General features: G+C 35.2%; 14 protein-coding genes. 3 read left to right on the top strand and 11 right to left on the bottom strand.

Annotation, left to right across the window (positions count from 1 at the left end; translation table 11 throughout):
• From ACSV4D_RS09210 to ACSV4D_RS09200, 3 genes are all read left to right on the top strand, one after another.
• A partial coding sequence (locus tag ACSV4D_RS09210; RefSeq protein ID WP_439228034.1) for a hypothetical protein occupies positions 1-261 on the top strand: 261 nt, incomplete at its 5' end.
• Positions 262-313: 52 nt separating this feature from the next.
• A complete protein-coding gene (locus ACSV4D_RS09205; RefSeq protein ID WP_439228040.1) occupies positions 314-520 on the top strand; it encodes a hypothetical protein in 207 nt (68 codons plus the stop codon).
• Positions 483-698 carry a DUF1810 family protein gene (locus tag ACSV4D_RS09200; protein WP_439228033.1) on the top strand — a complete coding sequence of 72 codons (216 nt, stop codon included), beginning with the start codon at positions 483-485 and terminating at the stop codon, positions 696-698. The genes ACSV4D_RS09205 and ACSV4D_RS09200 overlap by 38 nt, the downstream gene beginning before the upstream one ends.
• A gap of 133 nt (positions 699-831) precedes the next feature.
• Here the strand turns inward: ACSV4D_RS09200 and ACSV4D_RS09195 are convergent, their stop codons facing one another.
• From ACSV4D_RS09195 to ACSV4D_RS09145, 11 genes are all read right to left on the bottom strand, one after another.
• Positions 832-1,971: a formylglycine-generating enzyme family protein gene (locus ACSV4D_RS09195; RefSeq protein WP_439228032.1), complete on the bottom strand. Its 1,140-nt coding sequence runs from the start codon at positions 1,969-1,971 to the stop codon at positions 832-834.
• Between the two features lie 14 nt (positions 1,972-1,985).
• Positions 1,986-4,469 carry an outer membrane beta-barrel protein gene (locus ACSV4D_RS09190; protein ID WP_439228031.1) on the bottom strand — a complete coding sequence of 828 codons (2,484 nt, stop codon included), beginning with the start codon at positions 4,467-4,469 and terminating at the stop codon, positions 1,986-1,988.
• Between the two features lie 455 nt (positions 4,470-4,924).
• A complete protein-coding gene (locus ACSV4D_RS09185) occupies positions 4,925-5,935 on the bottom strand; it encodes an L-rhamnose/proton symporter RhaT (RefSeq protein WP_439228030.1) in 1,011 nt (336 codons plus the stop codon).
• 45 nt (positions 5,936-5,980) lie between these two features.
• Positions 5,981-7,027: an aldose epimerase family protein gene (locus ACSV4D_RS09180; protein WP_439228029.1), complete on the bottom strand. Its 1,047-nt coding sequence runs from the start codon at positions 7,025-7,027 to the stop codon at positions 5,981-5,983.
• Between the two features lie 27 nt (positions 7,028-7,054).
• Positions 7,055-8,149, bottom strand: coding sequence for a mandelate racemase/muconate lactonizing enzyme family protein (locus ACSV4D_RS09175; protein WP_439228028.1), 1,095 nt, complete (start codon positions 8,147-8,149; stop codon positions 7,055-7,057).
• A 140-nt stretch (positions 8,150-8,289) separates the two neighbouring features.
• Positions 8,290-9,744 carry an aldehyde dehydrogenase gene (gene aldA, locus ACSV4D_RS09170; protein WP_439228027.1) on the bottom strand — a complete coding sequence of 485 codons (1,455 nt, stop codon included), beginning with the start codon at positions 9,742-9,744 and terminating at the stop codon, positions 8,290-8,292.
• Positions 9,745-9,770: 26 nt separating this feature from the next.
• Positions 9,771-10,541, bottom strand: coding sequence for an SDR family NAD(P)-dependent oxidoreductase (locus ACSV4D_RS09165; RefSeq protein ID WP_439228026.1), 771 nt, complete (start codon positions 10,539-10,541; stop codon positions 9,771-9,773).
• Between the two features lie 79 nt (positions 10,542-10,620).
• Positions 10,621-11,637 (bottom strand): zinc-dependent alcohol dehydrogenase, encoded by a 1,017-nt coding sequence (locus tag ACSV4D_RS09160; RefSeq protein WP_439228025.1) that lies wholly within the window; start codon positions 11,635-11,637, stop codon positions 10,621-10,623.
• 189 nt (positions 11,638-11,826) lie between these two features.
• Positions 11,827-12,618 (bottom strand): IclR family transcriptional regulator, encoded by a 792-nt coding sequence (locus tag ACSV4D_RS09155; RefSeq protein WP_439228024.1) that lies wholly within the window; start codon positions 12,616-12,618, stop codon positions 11,827-11,829.
• Positions 12,619-13,218: 600 nt separating this feature from the next.
• Positions 13,219-14,475: a glycoside hydrolase family 117 protein gene (locus tag ACSV4D_RS09150; protein WP_439228023.1), complete on the bottom strand. Its 1,257-nt coding sequence runs from the start codon at positions 14,473-14,475 to the stop codon at positions 13,219-13,221.
• A 31-nt stretch (positions 14,476-14,506) separates the two neighbouring features.
• A complete protein-coding gene (locus ACSV4D_RS09145; RefSeq protein WP_439228022.1) occupies positions 14,507-17,077 on the bottom strand; it encodes a glycoside hydrolase family 2 TIM barrel-domain containing protein in 2,571 nt (856 codons plus the stop codon).
• Between the last annotated feature and the right edge of the window lie 160 nt (positions 17,078-17,237).

The following is a 17,237-nucleotide window of genomic DNA, read 5'->3' as shown; positions in this document are numbered from 1 at the left end:
AAAGAATATCCGTTTCAGGGCGGTGGCTGTTACTTGCTTATGGGACGTGTAGAAGTGGATTATCATTTTCCCACCATTACAGTAACCAAAATGGCTAAAATGCCTTTCATCCCCGATCCGCGGTATTCGAATACCAAAGACAGTCAATATAAAGTACACGAAAATATACGGGAAGATGTGAGTATGACCCATCGTGCTCCCTATCCTCAGGAACATGAGATCAATTTACCCAGATTTAAAATGACAAATAGTAATCCATAAAAGTGAAATGAAATTAGCAATCATTTGATAATTTTGTAATCTGGTGACTGCAATGAAAAAACTCGAATATGCCATAGTAGATATCGAAACCACAGGCGGAAATGCCAGTGGAAGTCGTATTACTGAAATTGCTATTATCATTCATGACGGATCTTTCAGAAATCAAAAAAGGACAGAAAGAAACGCATTGAATATGGTTTGTTTTTTCTCAACTCAAAGGTTTGGGCTTGAGCAAGACCTCTGCCCTTTATGGAATTAGCGATTTAAACGAAGAACAACGCTATCTCTCTCATCCTGTACTGGAAAAACATCTGATTGAAATTCTTCCATGCAGAGGGCTGAAAAACAAAAATTCAAAACATCATAAAATGATTCTGAATCTGAGGAAAAAAAATCTGTATAAAGTACACTCTCATATGAAAAAGAACAAATTGTAACTTATTAATCTCAACCATATCATCAGCTCTTTTTATTTAAAAGGGCTGAAAAATTTTACCCCGCAATTGCTCTTCCGGTAGTCGTGCAATTGCGGGGCGAAAAACATATTTCTACATACTACTAATTAAAAAACTATTTAACACATCGAAAACCAATATGGTTTGCAGATGACTTTATTTCTCCATGGCCGCGAGATCCTACTAAATATCTGGTACAATAGTCATCGGTACATAAGAATGAGCCTCCCCTGTGAACCTTTACTAATGCATTAGGTTCGGCAGGATCATGACTCGATTTTGGTCCTTGCGGATTTCTGGCTACTGCATTACTTTCAGCTAAAACCTGGTAATAATCCTCGCTATACCAATCATTAATTAATTCCCACACATTACCAGCCATATCATACAATCCATAACCATTAGGTTTGTACTGAGCCACAGGTGCCAATCCTACAAAACCGTCCTCTGCTGTATCTCCTTTGTCTACCGGAAATTCCCCCTGATAGATATTGGCCTGAAATTTCCCTTCTGGTTTGAAAACATTCCCCCAGGTATACGATGTTCCTGTTAATCCTCCTCGGGCTGCAAATTCCCATTCTGCTTCTGTAGGCAATCGTTTACCCGCCCATTTAGCATAGGCAACCGCATCTTCATAGGCAATCTGTACTACCGGATAATTATCCTTTCCAATGATGTTACTATCTGGACCTGAAGGATGCCTCCAATTAGCCCCTCCTACATATTGCCACCAGGCCAAATAATTATTTAAATCCACTTTATCAGGAGTAGGCGTAAAAACTGCCGAACCTGCAATTAATTGTTCTAAAGGAACGCCTGGTAATTCTTCCGGAAGTGGTTTTTTTTCGGCTACAGTTACATAACCCGTAGCTTTAACAAATGCTGAAAATTCTTTATTCGTTACCTCGGTTTTATCCATCCAAAATCCGTCTACATAAACCCGATGAATGGGTCTGGCATCATTGGTCACTCCTTTAATACTGCACAAACTCTCATCATCAAAGTTACTTCCCATAGAGAATTCGCCTCCGGGAATCCAAACCATGCCTTCCGGTGTTTCTTTAGGCTTATTGTTTTTATTTTCAATGGTTAATTCAAACTTTGGTTCTGAATTTCCATTAGCTGTATCTTCAATAACTGAGCTCCTGTCTTTGTCTTTTGAACTACCAAAATTCATTAAGACATACAAAAATCCAATTAACGGTATTAGCATAAAAAATACGACTCTTATTATTTTTTTCTCTCTGCTATTCATATTTTTTTTTATTTTTAAAACTCTTTTTTTCCAAATTCACTATCAATAAACTTCGATTTATTCTTAGTTTTAGTAAAGGTATACGATAAATTCAGAATGACCATATCCACTTCATACACATAATTTGTTGTGGTATAAAAGGCATTTGGCAAATAGGTGGTGATTCGTTGTTCGTTGGAGTTTAACAAGCCCATATCTATATTTTGCCATTGTAGTGTGGCTACCAATTGATTGTCGAAAAAAGTTTTTCTAAAACTTAAATTGGGTGAGTAAAATCGGGAATCTTCTCCTTGTGCGGTTATACGCTGTGAGAGATAATTTAAAGTAAACTGTAACGATGCGGTTTTAGAAAAATCGTAGGTACTGTTGGCATTGATTGAAAATTGGGTTGCATTTGAGTCCACTGGACGACCATCAAAACGACCCGCTATCTGCTGATTATAAACATTTCCTCCAATAAAATTATTCCATTTATTGCTGATTTTAAAATTAGCTCCTACTTCTAATCCTAATACTCTTCCCCTGCCTACATTGGTATATATTCTGTCCAAAATAGTATCGTTTAAAACTCCCATTTTATCATACGATCGGGTATTGACACGGTTTATTAGATTCTGAACATTTCTGAAATAAGCAGTAGCAAAAACAGAATTCCCAGTATTAAAATTTTTACTGATTCCTAATTCTACTAAATCCGTAAACTCTGGTCGTAAATTTTTATCTCCCTGTTCAAATGTTTCAGAATGCTCTCTTTCCTTAAATGGATTCATTTGATATGTTGGTGCACGGTCCACACGTTTACTATATCCTAATTTCAATTTTAAGTTATTATCCATCGTATATTGAGCCGAAGCCGAAGGAAATAACTTCACATAATCGTACGATAAATTTTCGGCTGCTTGATCATAACCTTTTAAATAAAAATCACGATTCATGGATTCCAAACGAAGTCCGGCCGCATATTCCCATTTGCTGGAAGAACCATTCAGTTGTGCATAACCTGAATGTATGATACGGTCTAAGTTAACTACAGAGGTAAACTCAGGTACAATTTCAAAATCAGCTGTGGTGAGATTACGTCTTTCGTAAATGAAATTACCGTTGTTTTTTAAGCCTCTGTATTGATATCCTACTTCAATTTTACCAAAGCTAAATGGTTTAAAGCTATAATCTAATTGGGCTCTTGTTCCATACAAAGGATTGTCATTGGTATTATACTCATCCTGATAAACCTGAGATTTATCCAAACTTAAATTTAGGTTAGTTGTTGGACCTCCCAATAAAGTATATTCATATAAAAAAGTAGAAGTCAATTTTGATTGGTTTTTAAACACATGTGTGTAATCAAAACTTCCTAATGCAAAATCACCATCTCTTGTTCTTAAATTTTCATTCAAATAATTAAATGTACGAAGTTCACTATCGTCACTTAAAGAAGTGGTTCTGTTTTGATAAACAATATTAGCGGTTCGGTCATTTTTTCGTTTTCCTCCATAAAAAGCTAAGGCAAAAGTATTACTATTATTAGGTGTAAAATCAACTGTAAATCGACCGTTGTAATCTAATAAATCCGTGCTACGCTCACCATCAGACGGAAATTGGGTTTTATATTTTTCAACATCGTTGATTGTAAACACATCTCCTTCTCTTCGACCGGTTATATCACTTCGTGAATAACTCCCTCCTAAAGCGATATCCCATTTGTTCTTCTTTATCGAATAAGTCCCATCGATTCCGTAACGCTGTGCAGGATCTTGATTGTTATAATCTTCTATCGAAGGAAAACCTCCTTTTATATTTAACTGTGCATAATTACCGTTTGTAGCCCCTTTTTTGGTAATAATATTTAAAATCCCAGCTTTTCCATCAGGATCATATTTGGCTGAGGGTGCTGTAACGATTTCAACACGTTCAATAGCATTAGCTGGCAATTGTCCTAAAATTGTTGAAACACTTCCCTGAGTAGGTTTACCATTCAATAAAACTTTAAAACCTGTAGTACCCCTGACGCTTATTTCACCTTGACCATCAATGGAAACTGAAGGTAGGTTTTTTAAAACATCCGTTGCTGAACCTCCTCTACTATTCTGAAAGGCTTTAACATCATAAACCTGACGGTCAATTTTAGTTGTTACCGTTTTATTCCCATTTTGAATCACCACATCACTTAATTGGTTTTCTGCTGATACCAATACTATTGTTCCTAAATTAACAAGCTGATTTCTATACTTTACATGAATAGTATTGATGGTTTTCTGTTTGAAACCAATAAATGATACTTCTAAATAATAGCTTCCGTTTTTTATGTTTTTAATTATGAATTTCCCCGATGCATCTGTAACAACACCTGTAATTAATGTTTTATCTTTTGCTGAAAACAAACTCGCCGTTGCGTATTCTAATGGATAATCTCCATCCACTACTTTAGCTGTGATCTGACTAAAAATTTCAACTGTTGCAAAGAAGCTAAGGATTATAAATAATGTTTTTATTTTCATTTTATTATTTCTAAGAAGTATTTTCTTACTTCATAGTAATTTACTACGGTTTATAAACTAGTAAAAGAAGCAATCTTAAATTGAACTTCTATAATTAAAACTTAGTACCTTTTATTTTGATATAGTTCCATTCAATCTCCAACTCGCCCAAACTCAACCTTTTCACTTCTTCATCTCAACTCTGACATAATGAAAGGTGAAACTTTTAAACCTAACACTAAATTTAGCTTAATCAACAAAAAAATCTTATCCGCATTAGTTCTTCAATATTACGATAACTGAGTGTAAAACTAGGTATGAAATATACAGCCTTAAGAATTATAGATTTTGTATAGCCAACACCGTTCGTATTTAATTTCTGAATGGGTTTAAAATTCTATAAATAAGGTTTTTAATTGATACAAAAGAGTCTCTGAAAATTTATTTAAAATAATAGTTAGAATGAAAGATACATCCTACGAAACTCCGTTTCCAAACGCAACAAAGATAATTCCTGCCACCATGCAAGCCAATCCAAAGTAAAGGAAGTTTCTAGCTTTAGCAGAAGCGTTAATCCATTCTTTGGTAACAATTCCACTCATGATGGCTGTTACCACACAGGAAGTATTAAAGATGGCATAACCTACAGTATTACCACTATTTCCTAGTTTGAAGGCTGCAAAAGCAAACAAAGCGGAAGCAGCATAATGAAAAACGGCCATTACTAAAATTAAGAAAAAGTTTTTACTGAAAGATGGTGTTGAAAAATCTCCCCAGGCCTTTTTTGCAGATAATTGCCATACAAAATAAGCCGTCATTACTAAGCCTCCGCTGATGAAAATTGGAAACATTACCGCTACTGCAGTAATCCAATCTGCATTTCCTTGTGCTTGACATGCATTATGTAAATAGGGACGTCCCACTGCATTGGCATAACTAAAACCAGTAGCTAATAAACCTCCGATTACAGCAATTAAAATACCTGTTGTCATTGAAGCTTTATCAGTGTTTTTATCTGCTATTTTCTCAACTTTTTCTCTAATATAACCAGCTTTACCATTGGCAAAAATACCAACCAATACAACAACTAATCCGGTCAAAATTAAAGTCAATTGATCTGTTGGTGGAAATCCTTCGACAATAAAAGGCAATAATGAACCTACAAGAATTACTGTACCAATGAATAAAGAAAATCCTAATGATAAACCTATGTAATTAATCGCCTTACTCCACATCATTACCCCAATTCCCCATAAGAAACTCGCTAATCCCATTTTGATTAAAATATCTGTTGGCATTTCGCTGAAAATTGTTGAAAATCCATCAATAAGTGTTATGGATGCAATAATAGGCACAACAAACATGGTCAATAAAAAGAACAAACTCCAAGTGTTTTCGTATTTGAAATCTTTGGTGAATTTTTCTGGTAGTGCATAAAGCCCTAGCATCAAGCCCGCAAATATGGCTAATAATATTCCTTCGATCATAATTTTGTGTTATTTGGTTGTTAAATAGTAAATATAGATTTTGAATTAAAAAGTTAATTTGTAAATGGTTTCGCTTTCGAATGTGTCTCCAGCATTTGTAATACATCTTGGAGCTTCTGTCATGTTGATACCGTTTGGATAGCGATGGGTTTCACAGCAGAAGGCACGAAATTTACCATATTGCTCTCCTGTTTCTCTTACAATGGTGTCCGAGGTATATTTCCCTGTGTAGAATAACATTCCGGGTTCCGAGCTACTGATTTCTAGTTTGCGTCCATTTTCATTACAATTGATTTCGGCTACTTTTTCTAGTTCGAAATTATTTTTATCGAAAATATAATAGTGTTCGAAACCATCATGCATTTTGTTATGAATTTCTTTGATAAGTTGTGGTTTTCTTAAATCATCAACTTGTCCATCTAAATTAATTATCTCGCCTGTAGCTGCCCCCGTTTCATCCATTGCCAGTTTTTTGCTAGCTTTAATTTGAACTGAATGGTTCTCGATAGAATCGGCAAATCCAGAAAGGTTGAAATAGGTGTGATTTGTTAGAGAAAGGGGAGTGTCAGCATCTGAATTGGCTTGGTATTTAATACTTAATTCGTTAGCATTGTTTAAACTAAACCAAACTTGAACGACCACATTACCAGGGAAACCTTCCTCAAGGTGATTGCTTAACAATGACATTTTTACAACTGCCGCTTCATTACTACCGATTGCTTCAGCTTCCCATATTTTTTTATCGAAGCCTATGTTTCCTCCATGTAGATTGTTGTTTCCACAATTGGCAGCCAGTTTATATTCTTTACCATTGAGGTTGAATTTAGCATCTTTAATTTGGGAAGAATAACGCCCCACGATGGAACCAAAATAAGGCGCATTGGATGTGTAATTTTCAGAAAAGTAGTTGTCGAATTTTTCAAATCCACAAACTAGTTCCTCTCTTTTACCATCTCCAGTAGGGATGGTTATAGAAGTAATTGTAGCCCCATAATTCATGATTTTGACGGTCATCCCGTTATCATTGGTTAAGGTAAATAGTTCAATGGCTTTGTTATTATAAGTAGCAAAATCGCTCTGGGTTGTGTGCATAGTGGTCTTTTTTTGGTGTTAAAAGTTTTATTTTTGTTCGAAAGGAGCTAATTTGTTCCAATCAAAAATCACTCCTGTACCAGGATAATCAGGTGCCACTGCTCTATGATTTTCAACTACTAACGGACGAGTGGTGTACTCATCAATAGGGAAACTATGAACCTCTAACCAACCTGAGTTAGGCTGAGCCGAAACCAAACTTACGTGTAATTCCTGCATTCCGTGTGAACAAGCTGGAATATTATGTTTGTCTGCTAATCTCGCTGCAGCTAACCATCCTGTAATTCCTCCACAATTAGAAGCATCAGGCTGAATGAATGATAATTTTGCTTGGTCGAAAGCATATTCAAATTCGTGAATTGTGTGTAAGTTTTCTCCCATAGCTAATGGGAATCCTGTTTTGTCGACGATTTCTCCATATCCTTTATAATCATCTGGAATGATAGGCTCTTCAAACCAAGTGATGTCGTATTGTTTGAAACCTTCAATGGCACGAATCGCTTTTTCTTTTGACATCGAATAATTAGCATCAACCATAAAAGTTACCTCTGGTCCCACAAACTCACGTACGGCTTTGATTCGCTCTAAATCTTCTTCAAGATTTTCACGACCAATTTTGATTTTTACTGCTTTAAATCCCGCATCCATATAGCCTTGCATGTTTCGCAATAATTTTTCGATAGGGAATTGCAAATCGATTCCACCGCAATAGGCTTTACAAGTATTGCCTTGTCCGCCGGCCATTTTCCATAACGGTAAACCTGCTTTTTTGCATTTAATATCCCAAAGTGCAATATCAATGGTCGAAATAGCAAAAGAAGCAATTCCTCCACGACCTACATAATGAATGTGCCATTCCATGAAATCATATATTCCATCAATGTCAGTACCGTCTTTCCCTACTAAAACCGATGCAAAATCATGTTCTACCATTGCTTTGATCGCGTGACCACCTTTACCACCTGTATAGGTGTAACCTGTTCCTTCGGAACCATCTTCTAGAGTAATTGTAGTTGTAACTAATTCAAAATGAGAATGGTCTCCGTGTTTGGCATCATTTAGAATTTCAGGTAATGGAACTTTAAATAATTGCACTTTTACGTTTTTAATTGCAGTATTCATGTTTGTCTTTTAATATTTGAGCGTCATTCATGGGTATGTTAGCTATACCGTTAGGATTTTTAGCTACCATAAAATGATATTTGATTGTAATACAAAAGTGGTGCAGCGAAAGTATTTGATCGCTGTACCACATTTGTTATTTATGCTTTATGTCTGATATAGAAAGTTTTCTTTTCTAAATATTGTTCAAAACCATATTTTCCGTCTTCACCGCCAGAACCAGATAATTTATAACCATTATGGAAACCTTGATGTTGCTCACCATGACCACGGTTTACGTAAATTTCTCCGTATTCCAATTCGTCATTACATTTCATGATGGTGTTCATGTCGTTGGTAAAAACCATTGCGGCTAAACCATATTCACAATCATTGGCATAACCAATAACTTCTTCAAAAGTTTTGAATTTAAGTACTGGTAAGATTGGTCCAAAAGACTCTTCGTGAACGATAGTCATATCTTGCGTTACATCAGTCAAAATAGTAGGTTCAAACCAATATCCTTTTTCAAATCCAGGGCCTGTAGGTTTGTTTCCACCAGTAGCAACTGTAGCGCCTTCTTTGATACTTACAGCAACCAAATGTTCCATTGCTTTCAACTCAGCTGCATTTACTTTTGGCCCCATATCGGTATCTTCCAGCATTGGGTCACCTACTTTTAAGGCTTTTACTTTAGGAATGAATTTTTCCATGAAAACATCATAAATATCTTCGTGTAAATACATACGTTCGTTACAAGTACACACTTGACCACAGTTGTCAAAACGAGAATGTAAAGCGGCATCTACCGCTGCATCAATATCTGCATCAGCAAAAACAATAAAAGGTGCTTTTCCACCTAACTCTAATTGCACGTGTGTTAAGTTTTCGGCTGCGTTACGAGCAATATCTTGTCCCACAGGCGTAGAACCAGTCATCGTAACCATTTTAGTAATAGGACTTTTTACCAAAGCATTCCCCATGGCTCTACCAGGACCTGTTAGGATGTTGATAACTCCAGCAGGAATCCCTACTTTATTAGCAATATTTCCTAATTCTAAAGTTGATAAAGGCGTTTCAGAAGTTGGTTTGATTACAATACTATTTCCTGCAATCAAAGCTGGGCCTAATTTACGAGCTGCTAATGCAAAAGGAAAGTTCCAAGCTGTGATTGCTACAATAACTCCACGAGGTACTTTTTGAATCCAAATTTGTTCATTTTTATTATCAGATGGGATGATATCTCCTTCAATTCTACGAGCACCTTCGCAAGCATATTCTATAAATGAAGAAGCTACTGCTACTTCAAAACGGGCTACTTTTAATAGTTTTCCTTGTTCTTTTACGATTAATTGCGCTAAATATTCAGAGTTTGCTTTAATTTCATTTGAAAATTTATATAGTAACTCCGCTCTTTCTCTAGCGGTTTTTTTCTTCCATTCTTTTTGTGCTTTGTCAGCAAATGCCAACGTTTCAAGTGCTTCTTCAGCAGTACCATTTTGTACTCTTGCCACTACTTCTTCAGTTGAAGGACTTAAAACATCAATTGTTTCACCAGAAGTAGAAGTTCTCCACTCACCGTTTATAAATAATTGGTATTCTTTAATTTCTGCCATGATATGTGTATTTTTTATTTATAAAATTATCTTCCCATCCAACCACCATCTACAAGCATGGTTGTACCGTGCATATAAGACGCCGCCTCAGAACATAAGAAAACCGTAGGTCCAGCAAAATCTTCAGGTTTTCCCCAACGTCCCGCAGGAATACGTCCTAAAATGGAAGCCGAACGAACAGGGTCGTTACGCAATGCTTCTGTATTATCTGTATCTATGTATCCTGGTGCAATTGCGTTAACATTTACTCCTTTACTTGCCCATTCGTTAGCAAAAGCCATTGTTAATTGACCAATCGCTCCTTTACTTGCTGCATAACCAGGAACCGTAATTCCACCTTGGAAAGTTAATAATGAGGCTGTGAAAACGATTTTACCGCTTCCTCTAGCAACCATTTCTTTACCAATTTCTCTAGTTAGAATGAATTGTGCATTTTGATTCACTTCTACTACTTTGTCCCACATTTCGTCTGGATGTTCCGCTGCTGGAGCTCTTAAAATAGTACCCGCATTATTGACCAAAATATCGATTTGTGGAAAATCAGCTTTTACAGCTTCAATAAATGCATACAATGATTTTCTATCACTGAAATCACAAGTATATCCTTTGAATTTTCTTCCCAATGCTGTTACTTCTTTTTCAACAGCACTACCTTGAGTTTCTAATGAAGCACTTACCCCAATAATATCAGCTCCTGCTTGTGCCAGACCGATAGCCATGGCTTTTCCAATTCCTCTTTTGCATCCTGTTACTAATGCAATTTTTCCTTTTAAACTAAATGTATCTAAAACGCTCATGTTTTTTTTAAGTTATTAGCCATTAGTTATTAGCCATTAGCTTGTTATGAAATTCTTTTTTATTTGAAGTATCTAGTGATTACAATTGACAATCCATTAAAACCTTTAATCCTTCTGGATTTTTGTCGATATTTTCAAAAACTTGTTGAATATTTGACAATGGTTGAATATCTGTAATCATTTGCTCAAAAGGCAATTCATTTGCAGTAATCAATTCAATTGATTTTTCATAATCTTCTTTTTCGTATACACGTGCGCCAATCAGACTTAATTCTTTCCAGAAAAATTTGAATAAATCTACCGGTTTTTTCTCGCCGTGAATAGCAACCATTAATATTCTACCACGAATACCCGCTACTTCACACATAATATCCAAAGCGGGTTGAACACCAGCTACTTCAAAAACAACATCTGCTCTACGATTCTCTGTTTTGCTTTTTACATATTCTACTAAATCCACTTCAATTGGACTTACTGCATCAAAACCAAGCTCTTTTGCTTTAGCAATACGATTAGGGTTTACTTCAGAAATGATTACCTGAGCACCTACTTCTTTAGCTACCATCGCTACTAATAATCCAATAGGACCACCACCTAAAACAACAGCCGTTTCTCCTTTTACCAATCCACTTCTGCGTACATCATGAGTAGCAACTGATAATGGTTCAATTAAAGCAGCTAATTTTAAATCGGTGTTTTCTTTTAATTTGTGCAAGGTAAAAGCTGGAACATTCCAATATTCTTGCATAGCACCTGGACTATCAATCCCAATGAATTTTAGTTCTTCGCAAATATGATTAAACCCTTTATCAGAAGCTTTAGCTTTTCTATCATCCAATGGACGAACAACTACTTTGTCTCCAACAGCATATCCCGTAACTCCTTCGCCAACGGCATCAACAACACCTGACATTTCGTGACCGATGGTTTCAGGAATACTCACGCGCTTATCCATCATTCCGTGATAGATATGCACATCGGTTCCGCATACTCCCACATAGGCTACTTTTATTCTAACTTCTCCAACAGCAGGTTGTTCAATCTCTTTTTCAATAACGGTAAAGGTTTTATTTCCTTCGTAAATGGTTGCTTTCATTTTACACTTATTTGTTTCAAATATTAAACTTGTTTCTTATTTGAAACAAATATAAAAAAAAGTATTAATAAACTTTAAATATAAGCTATTTTTTTTCATAAAAGAAACCAGTTTCACTTATGAATCTAATTATAAAAAAAAGTGCTATGAATTTCATAGCACTTTTCTGTAATATTGATAAACAGTGACTTATCTTTCGATATATCCTAATTTGGTTGATATTTCCAAAGCATATTTGGTTACAATTTTTCCTTTTTTTTCAAATTCTTCATGAGGAAGGCGTCCGTGAGGAGCAGTAATCCAAAGGGAGGCAACAGGAGTACCTTGCTCATTAAAAATAGGGGCACCGATACAATGAATTCCTTGAATATCTTCCCCGTTATCAATAGCATATCCTAGTTCACGAACGGTTTTCAGTTGGGCTTTGAAATCCTTTTTGGACGTGATTGTATTTTTAGTGAATTTTTCAAATTTAACAGAGTTCAAAATCGTGTCCACTTCCTCCTCTGGTAGGAACGCTAAAATAGATTTTCCTCCAACGGAACTATGCAAATGAAAACGAGTACCTAATTCCACAAACAGCTTAACTGGATAAGAAGAAGAAACTTGTTCTAGAATCGTCCCTGTATTTCCTAAGACAACACCTAACATTACAGACTCTTTAAGTTCATCGCGCAAGGCTCTCATGATATCAATTGATAATTCAACGATACTTTGTTCATTCATGGATGAGATTCCCAAGGTTAACATCTTTCTTGATAGAGTAATTTTTTTAGTTGTTTCGTTCTTTTGAAGATAGTTTTTGAAAATTAAAGTATTGGTAATACGAAAGGCGCTAGACTTGGTTACGTCCAAAGTCTGAAGTATTTCAGACAAAGTAAGCCCTTTAGGGTGCATTGCTAATAATTCAATAATTTGTAATCCTCTTTCAAGGTTAGGGACGTTATAATTTGATTTTAAATCTTCTTTTTCTTGAGTCATGTGATTGTATACTAAGTAATGTGCAAAAATAGTTTTATTTATTTGACTTTCTAAAAAAAAATACTTTTAGTGTATGTATATCTATTTGAGTGTCTTATATTTTTTCATCGGATTTATAAACTTTTATTTGGACCACTCTCATGGTTGGTCTTGCATCGACAGATACGGATGGATCAATAATTAATCTATACCTTGTGATTGTCTCCCGGATTGGCATATGGCTGAAATAATTAGATACATATCCTTGGCGAGTCTTTTTGTTTAGTATAATTATTACGGTCAGTTTGAATAGCTGTAGAGTTGGAGTAGTTCTTACTAAAACCCCGTCAACATAGTATTGTAATTTAATAGGATCTAGTCACAATACTTCATAATTATGATAGTCGTTTACCTATTGTGTTCTCTCGCTATCAGCATAATTTGTTTCCAGACCAGATGGCTGGTAATCCTGAAAAGGTGCTCTTATATAGCGGATTTGTCACTGAAAGAATTTAAAAAGCTCGAAATGTAAATTATCTAAAAACTCCCCTTTCGAATTTACTCTAAAAAGCAAATTCAAAAGAGGAGTTTTCTCTTAGTTATAATTGTGGATTAATATTTCTATTTATGCATGTTTTCCGCTTTTTCTTCTTTACCACTTTTGGACTTTTCTCCTACTGCTACGTGTGTCGTTTTTCTTTCAGAGGAAAAACGCATAATGCTTTGGTAATTCCAGTTGTTGTAGATATGAGTCAATCCCCATCTCAAAATTTCAGTTGGTTCTTTTTCGTTATCCGCAGTTCTGTTTAATCCAATGGCGTGCGGAGCATCTTTTATAGATGCCATGATATTGAAGTTAATTCCATCAGGAGACCATTGAATAGTGTTTTTTTCAGGACCATCAGTGGTGATTAATGAAGCAATTCCGCCGTTGTATGGCCAAACACAAATTTCGTGACCACTATTACTAATTGGGTTATAAGGTGATTTTACATAAGGTCCAAGTGGGTTGTCGGCAATAGCCACACCATGACGAATTTGACGCCCCCCAAAAGTCATTTCTTCACCCATTTGCTCTCCTTTGTAGTATAGGTAAAATTTTCCTTTGTATGGTAAAATACAAGGATCATGAGTTTTATGACTGTCAAAGTCACCTTTTTTCTCAACCAAGAAGCGGTTGTCTTCTTTTCCTTTCCAAATTCCATTTTGAGCAGGAGCTAATATTGGTGCGTCTAATTTTGTCCATGGTCCATCAGGTGAGTTTGACCATGCCATTCCTACTTTTTCCTGTACACGTACGTTGTAAATTCCTTCTACGGTTTGATAGCATAAATAGTATTTACCATCCCATTTCATGATTTCAACAGTAAAAACAGAACGATCGTCATAAGATCCTTTTTTACCTCTAGGAATTGCAATACCTTCTTCTTTCCAGTCCCATCCATCTTTAGAAGTTGCGTACCAAATGTCGCAACGATCCCATGGGAATACTTTTTCATTGACCATATCGCCACCAAATCCTTGTGTTGGACCAGTACTCTTAGTATACCAAACATAGTATTTTCCGTTTTCTTGAATAATAGCACTAGGATCTCTTCTAACAACACCTTCTTCGTAAGCTAGATCTCCTTTAAGGGGCTTTAGATCTCCAAATTCAATAAACCATTCGTTTCCTAAATCTTTAGGCCATTTTAAGGCTCTTTTTGAGGCAGCACTTAAATGATTTACATCCATAATACCTAACTTATCTTTAAGTTCGATAGCATCTTTTTTTAGCTGTTTTTCTTCCTCAATTTTGCATTTTGTTGACTGTGCAGTTGTCAAGATTGGCATTGCTAGCGTTAATAATCCAAAAACGCTTTTTGTAAATGTATTCATAGCTTAAGTTTGATTAATAATACAATATTAATTAATTTTTATCAGTTAATTTAATTTTATTAGTGAAATTAGTTTTATATATGGAATTAAATTGATCATTTTTGAAGACAACATTTTGAATTTGAACCGTACCAGTCACTGGAACACCTTTTTTTGATTGTACGATTAGTAAGCATCTCCCTTTAGAAGTGGTTAGAGTTTTCGATTGAAAATCTTGTACATTATCAACAGCGCCATTGTCTACACCTAACAACTTGATGTTGCCATCAATTGCAAATGTGATTTTTGGATTGATAGTCTTAATTGGATTGTTGTTTTTATCCACTACTTGAGCAACTATATGAGCCACATCATATCCATCAGAAGCTAGACTTGTTCGATCTGCTGTTAATTGAATGCTAAAAGGTTCAGAAGGTGTAACCCTTTCAGATGTAATTGTCGTACCTGATTTAGTTCCTTTTGCTACTAATTTTCCTGCTTCAAAAGGTACTGCCCATTTGTAAATACGGTCTTCAAAATCACTTAGTTTCTTTTTGCCTAACGAACGATCATTCAAAAATAATTCGACTTCCTCACAATTAGAGTATATTTCTACAATTGTTTTTTGTCCTTCATTGTATTCCCAATGTTCATTTACATCATGCCAAAACCATAGGGCTGTTTCCCATCCATCTTTCTTCTTTTCTACTGGTTCTCCTGTTTTTTCATCGATTTTGTAGATGGACTTATCAGTTGTTTGTGTGGCAATATATAATTCAGGAGCATTATTCCATAAGGATTTCATCATATGGTAGGATGGTTTTTCAAAACCTGCATAATCCAGCAGACCACTTTCTGTTCCTTTCTTAGGCCACTTTTTATTTGCCTCTCCCATATAATCTATACCTGTCCATAAAAATGTTCCTGAAATAAAAGGACGCTCCATAATGGCTTTCCATTCGTGCCATTGGGCTACATTCTCGGTTCCCATAATAGGTAAGTTGGGATAGTTTTTATGCCCATAATCATAAATAACTCTACGATAACTATATCCAATAATATCAAGAGCATCTGCATAACCTGATTCATAACTTGAGGAGGGAAGTATACAATTTGCAATTACATACCTGGTTGTATCCATTTCCTTAGTCCATTTAGCTAATTTATTTGCTGTTTGACCTATATCGTATTTTTCTCTTGGTAAAGTTCTAAGTTTTTCTTTAATTTTTTCGATAGAATTAGGAGGAAGTGACCAAAAATAGTTCCCACTCCAATCCATATTGTTAAAGAAACCCGTTGCCTGAGCATTTCTATCATAAGTCCACTCAATTTCATTACCAATACTCCATTGGATGATGCTTGGGTGATTTCTATGAGCCAACATAGTATTCTTTAAATCGCGCTCTGCCCATTCTTGAAAATGTTCCCCGTACCCACGAGTAATAGCATCAACTGATTTTTCCTTCATATTTAATCTTTTGTCTTTTGGGTTGTCCCATTCGTCAAAAAACTCATCTTGAACCATGAAACCCATTTCGTCACAAAGTGAAATAAATTCATCTGAACCTGGATTGTGCGAAATTCTAATAGCATTGACTCCAGCCTCCTTTAATTTTTCAAAACGTCTTCTCCAAACTCCTTTAGGTACGGCTGAACCTACTAGTCCTGCATCATGGTGCAAACATACGCCTTTGATTTTCATGTTTTTGCCATTGAGGTAAAAACCAGTATTAGCATCAAACTTAATGGTTCTTATGCCAAAAGTAGTGCTGTTTTCATCAATGACTTTCCCATTTTGTTTGATGGTCGTTACAGCAGTGTATAAATTTGGATTATCGATATCCCATAATCTAGGATTATTTACCACTGATTCAATGATGAATTTTTCTTCTTTATGAGCATTTACTTTTCCTGTGATGGATTTTTCAGCAACTTTCACACCTTTATTATCTAAGAAAACAGTATTCAGTTCAAAGTTTTCCAACTTGTCAAAGTTGTTTTTGACTTTGATTTCTAAATGAATGTTGCTTTTTTGACTGTCCACTTTTGGAGTCGTAATATAAGTACCCCAAATTGGGATATGTAAATTGTATTTCGTGATTAAATTTACATTTCTATAAATTCCTGAACCCGTGTACCAGCGACTATCAGCATACCTTGTTCGGTCAACCTTTACTTTCACTTCATTTGTGCCATTACTTTTTAAGTAAGCATTTAAGTCGTAATAAAAAGGGGAATACCCATAAGGATGTGTCCCTAATTTTTTATCATTGAGCCAAACTTCACTATTGTTATAAATCCCATCAAAGAGGAGATAAGTCGTATGGTTTTTACTTGGCTTTAAATTAAAGTTTTTCTTGTACCAACCCATTCCTCCTGGTAAATACCCCGTTGCTCCTTCGCCTTTAATTGAATCAAAAGAAGCTTCAACACTCCAATCATGTGGTAAATTGACTTTTTCCCAATTGGAGTTTTGACTCTTTTCTAGCTTAAAATTCCAATTAAAATTAAAATCGGTATTTTTTTGCGGGATGTTTTGAGCATTTGAACTTAATAAGACTAAATTCAAAACACTCAATCCAATTATTTTTTTGACGGATAAGGATTTCGTTTTATGTTCCACGTTTTTATAATTTTGTATATATAGCTCTTTATTTTTTCATACTTTAAAAAACTAAAAAGGACTGATTATTTTTTTAATATCATTTTTAATAGATAATCGCCTCTTCTTCTAGTTTTATATTTTCTTAAATTTGAATTCTTGTTGTCACTACTAAGTAATG

It is taken from the genome of Flavobacterium sp. ARAG 55.4 (genome assembly GCF_051846875.1).
Taxonomy (GTDB): domain Bacteria; phylum Bacteroidota; class Bacteroidia; order Flavobacteriales; family Flavobacteriaceae; genus Flavobacterium; species Flavobacterium plantiphilum.
Note: the sequence above shows the minus strand (reverse complement) of the source record. Positions and strands in the feature narration are given on the sequence as shown.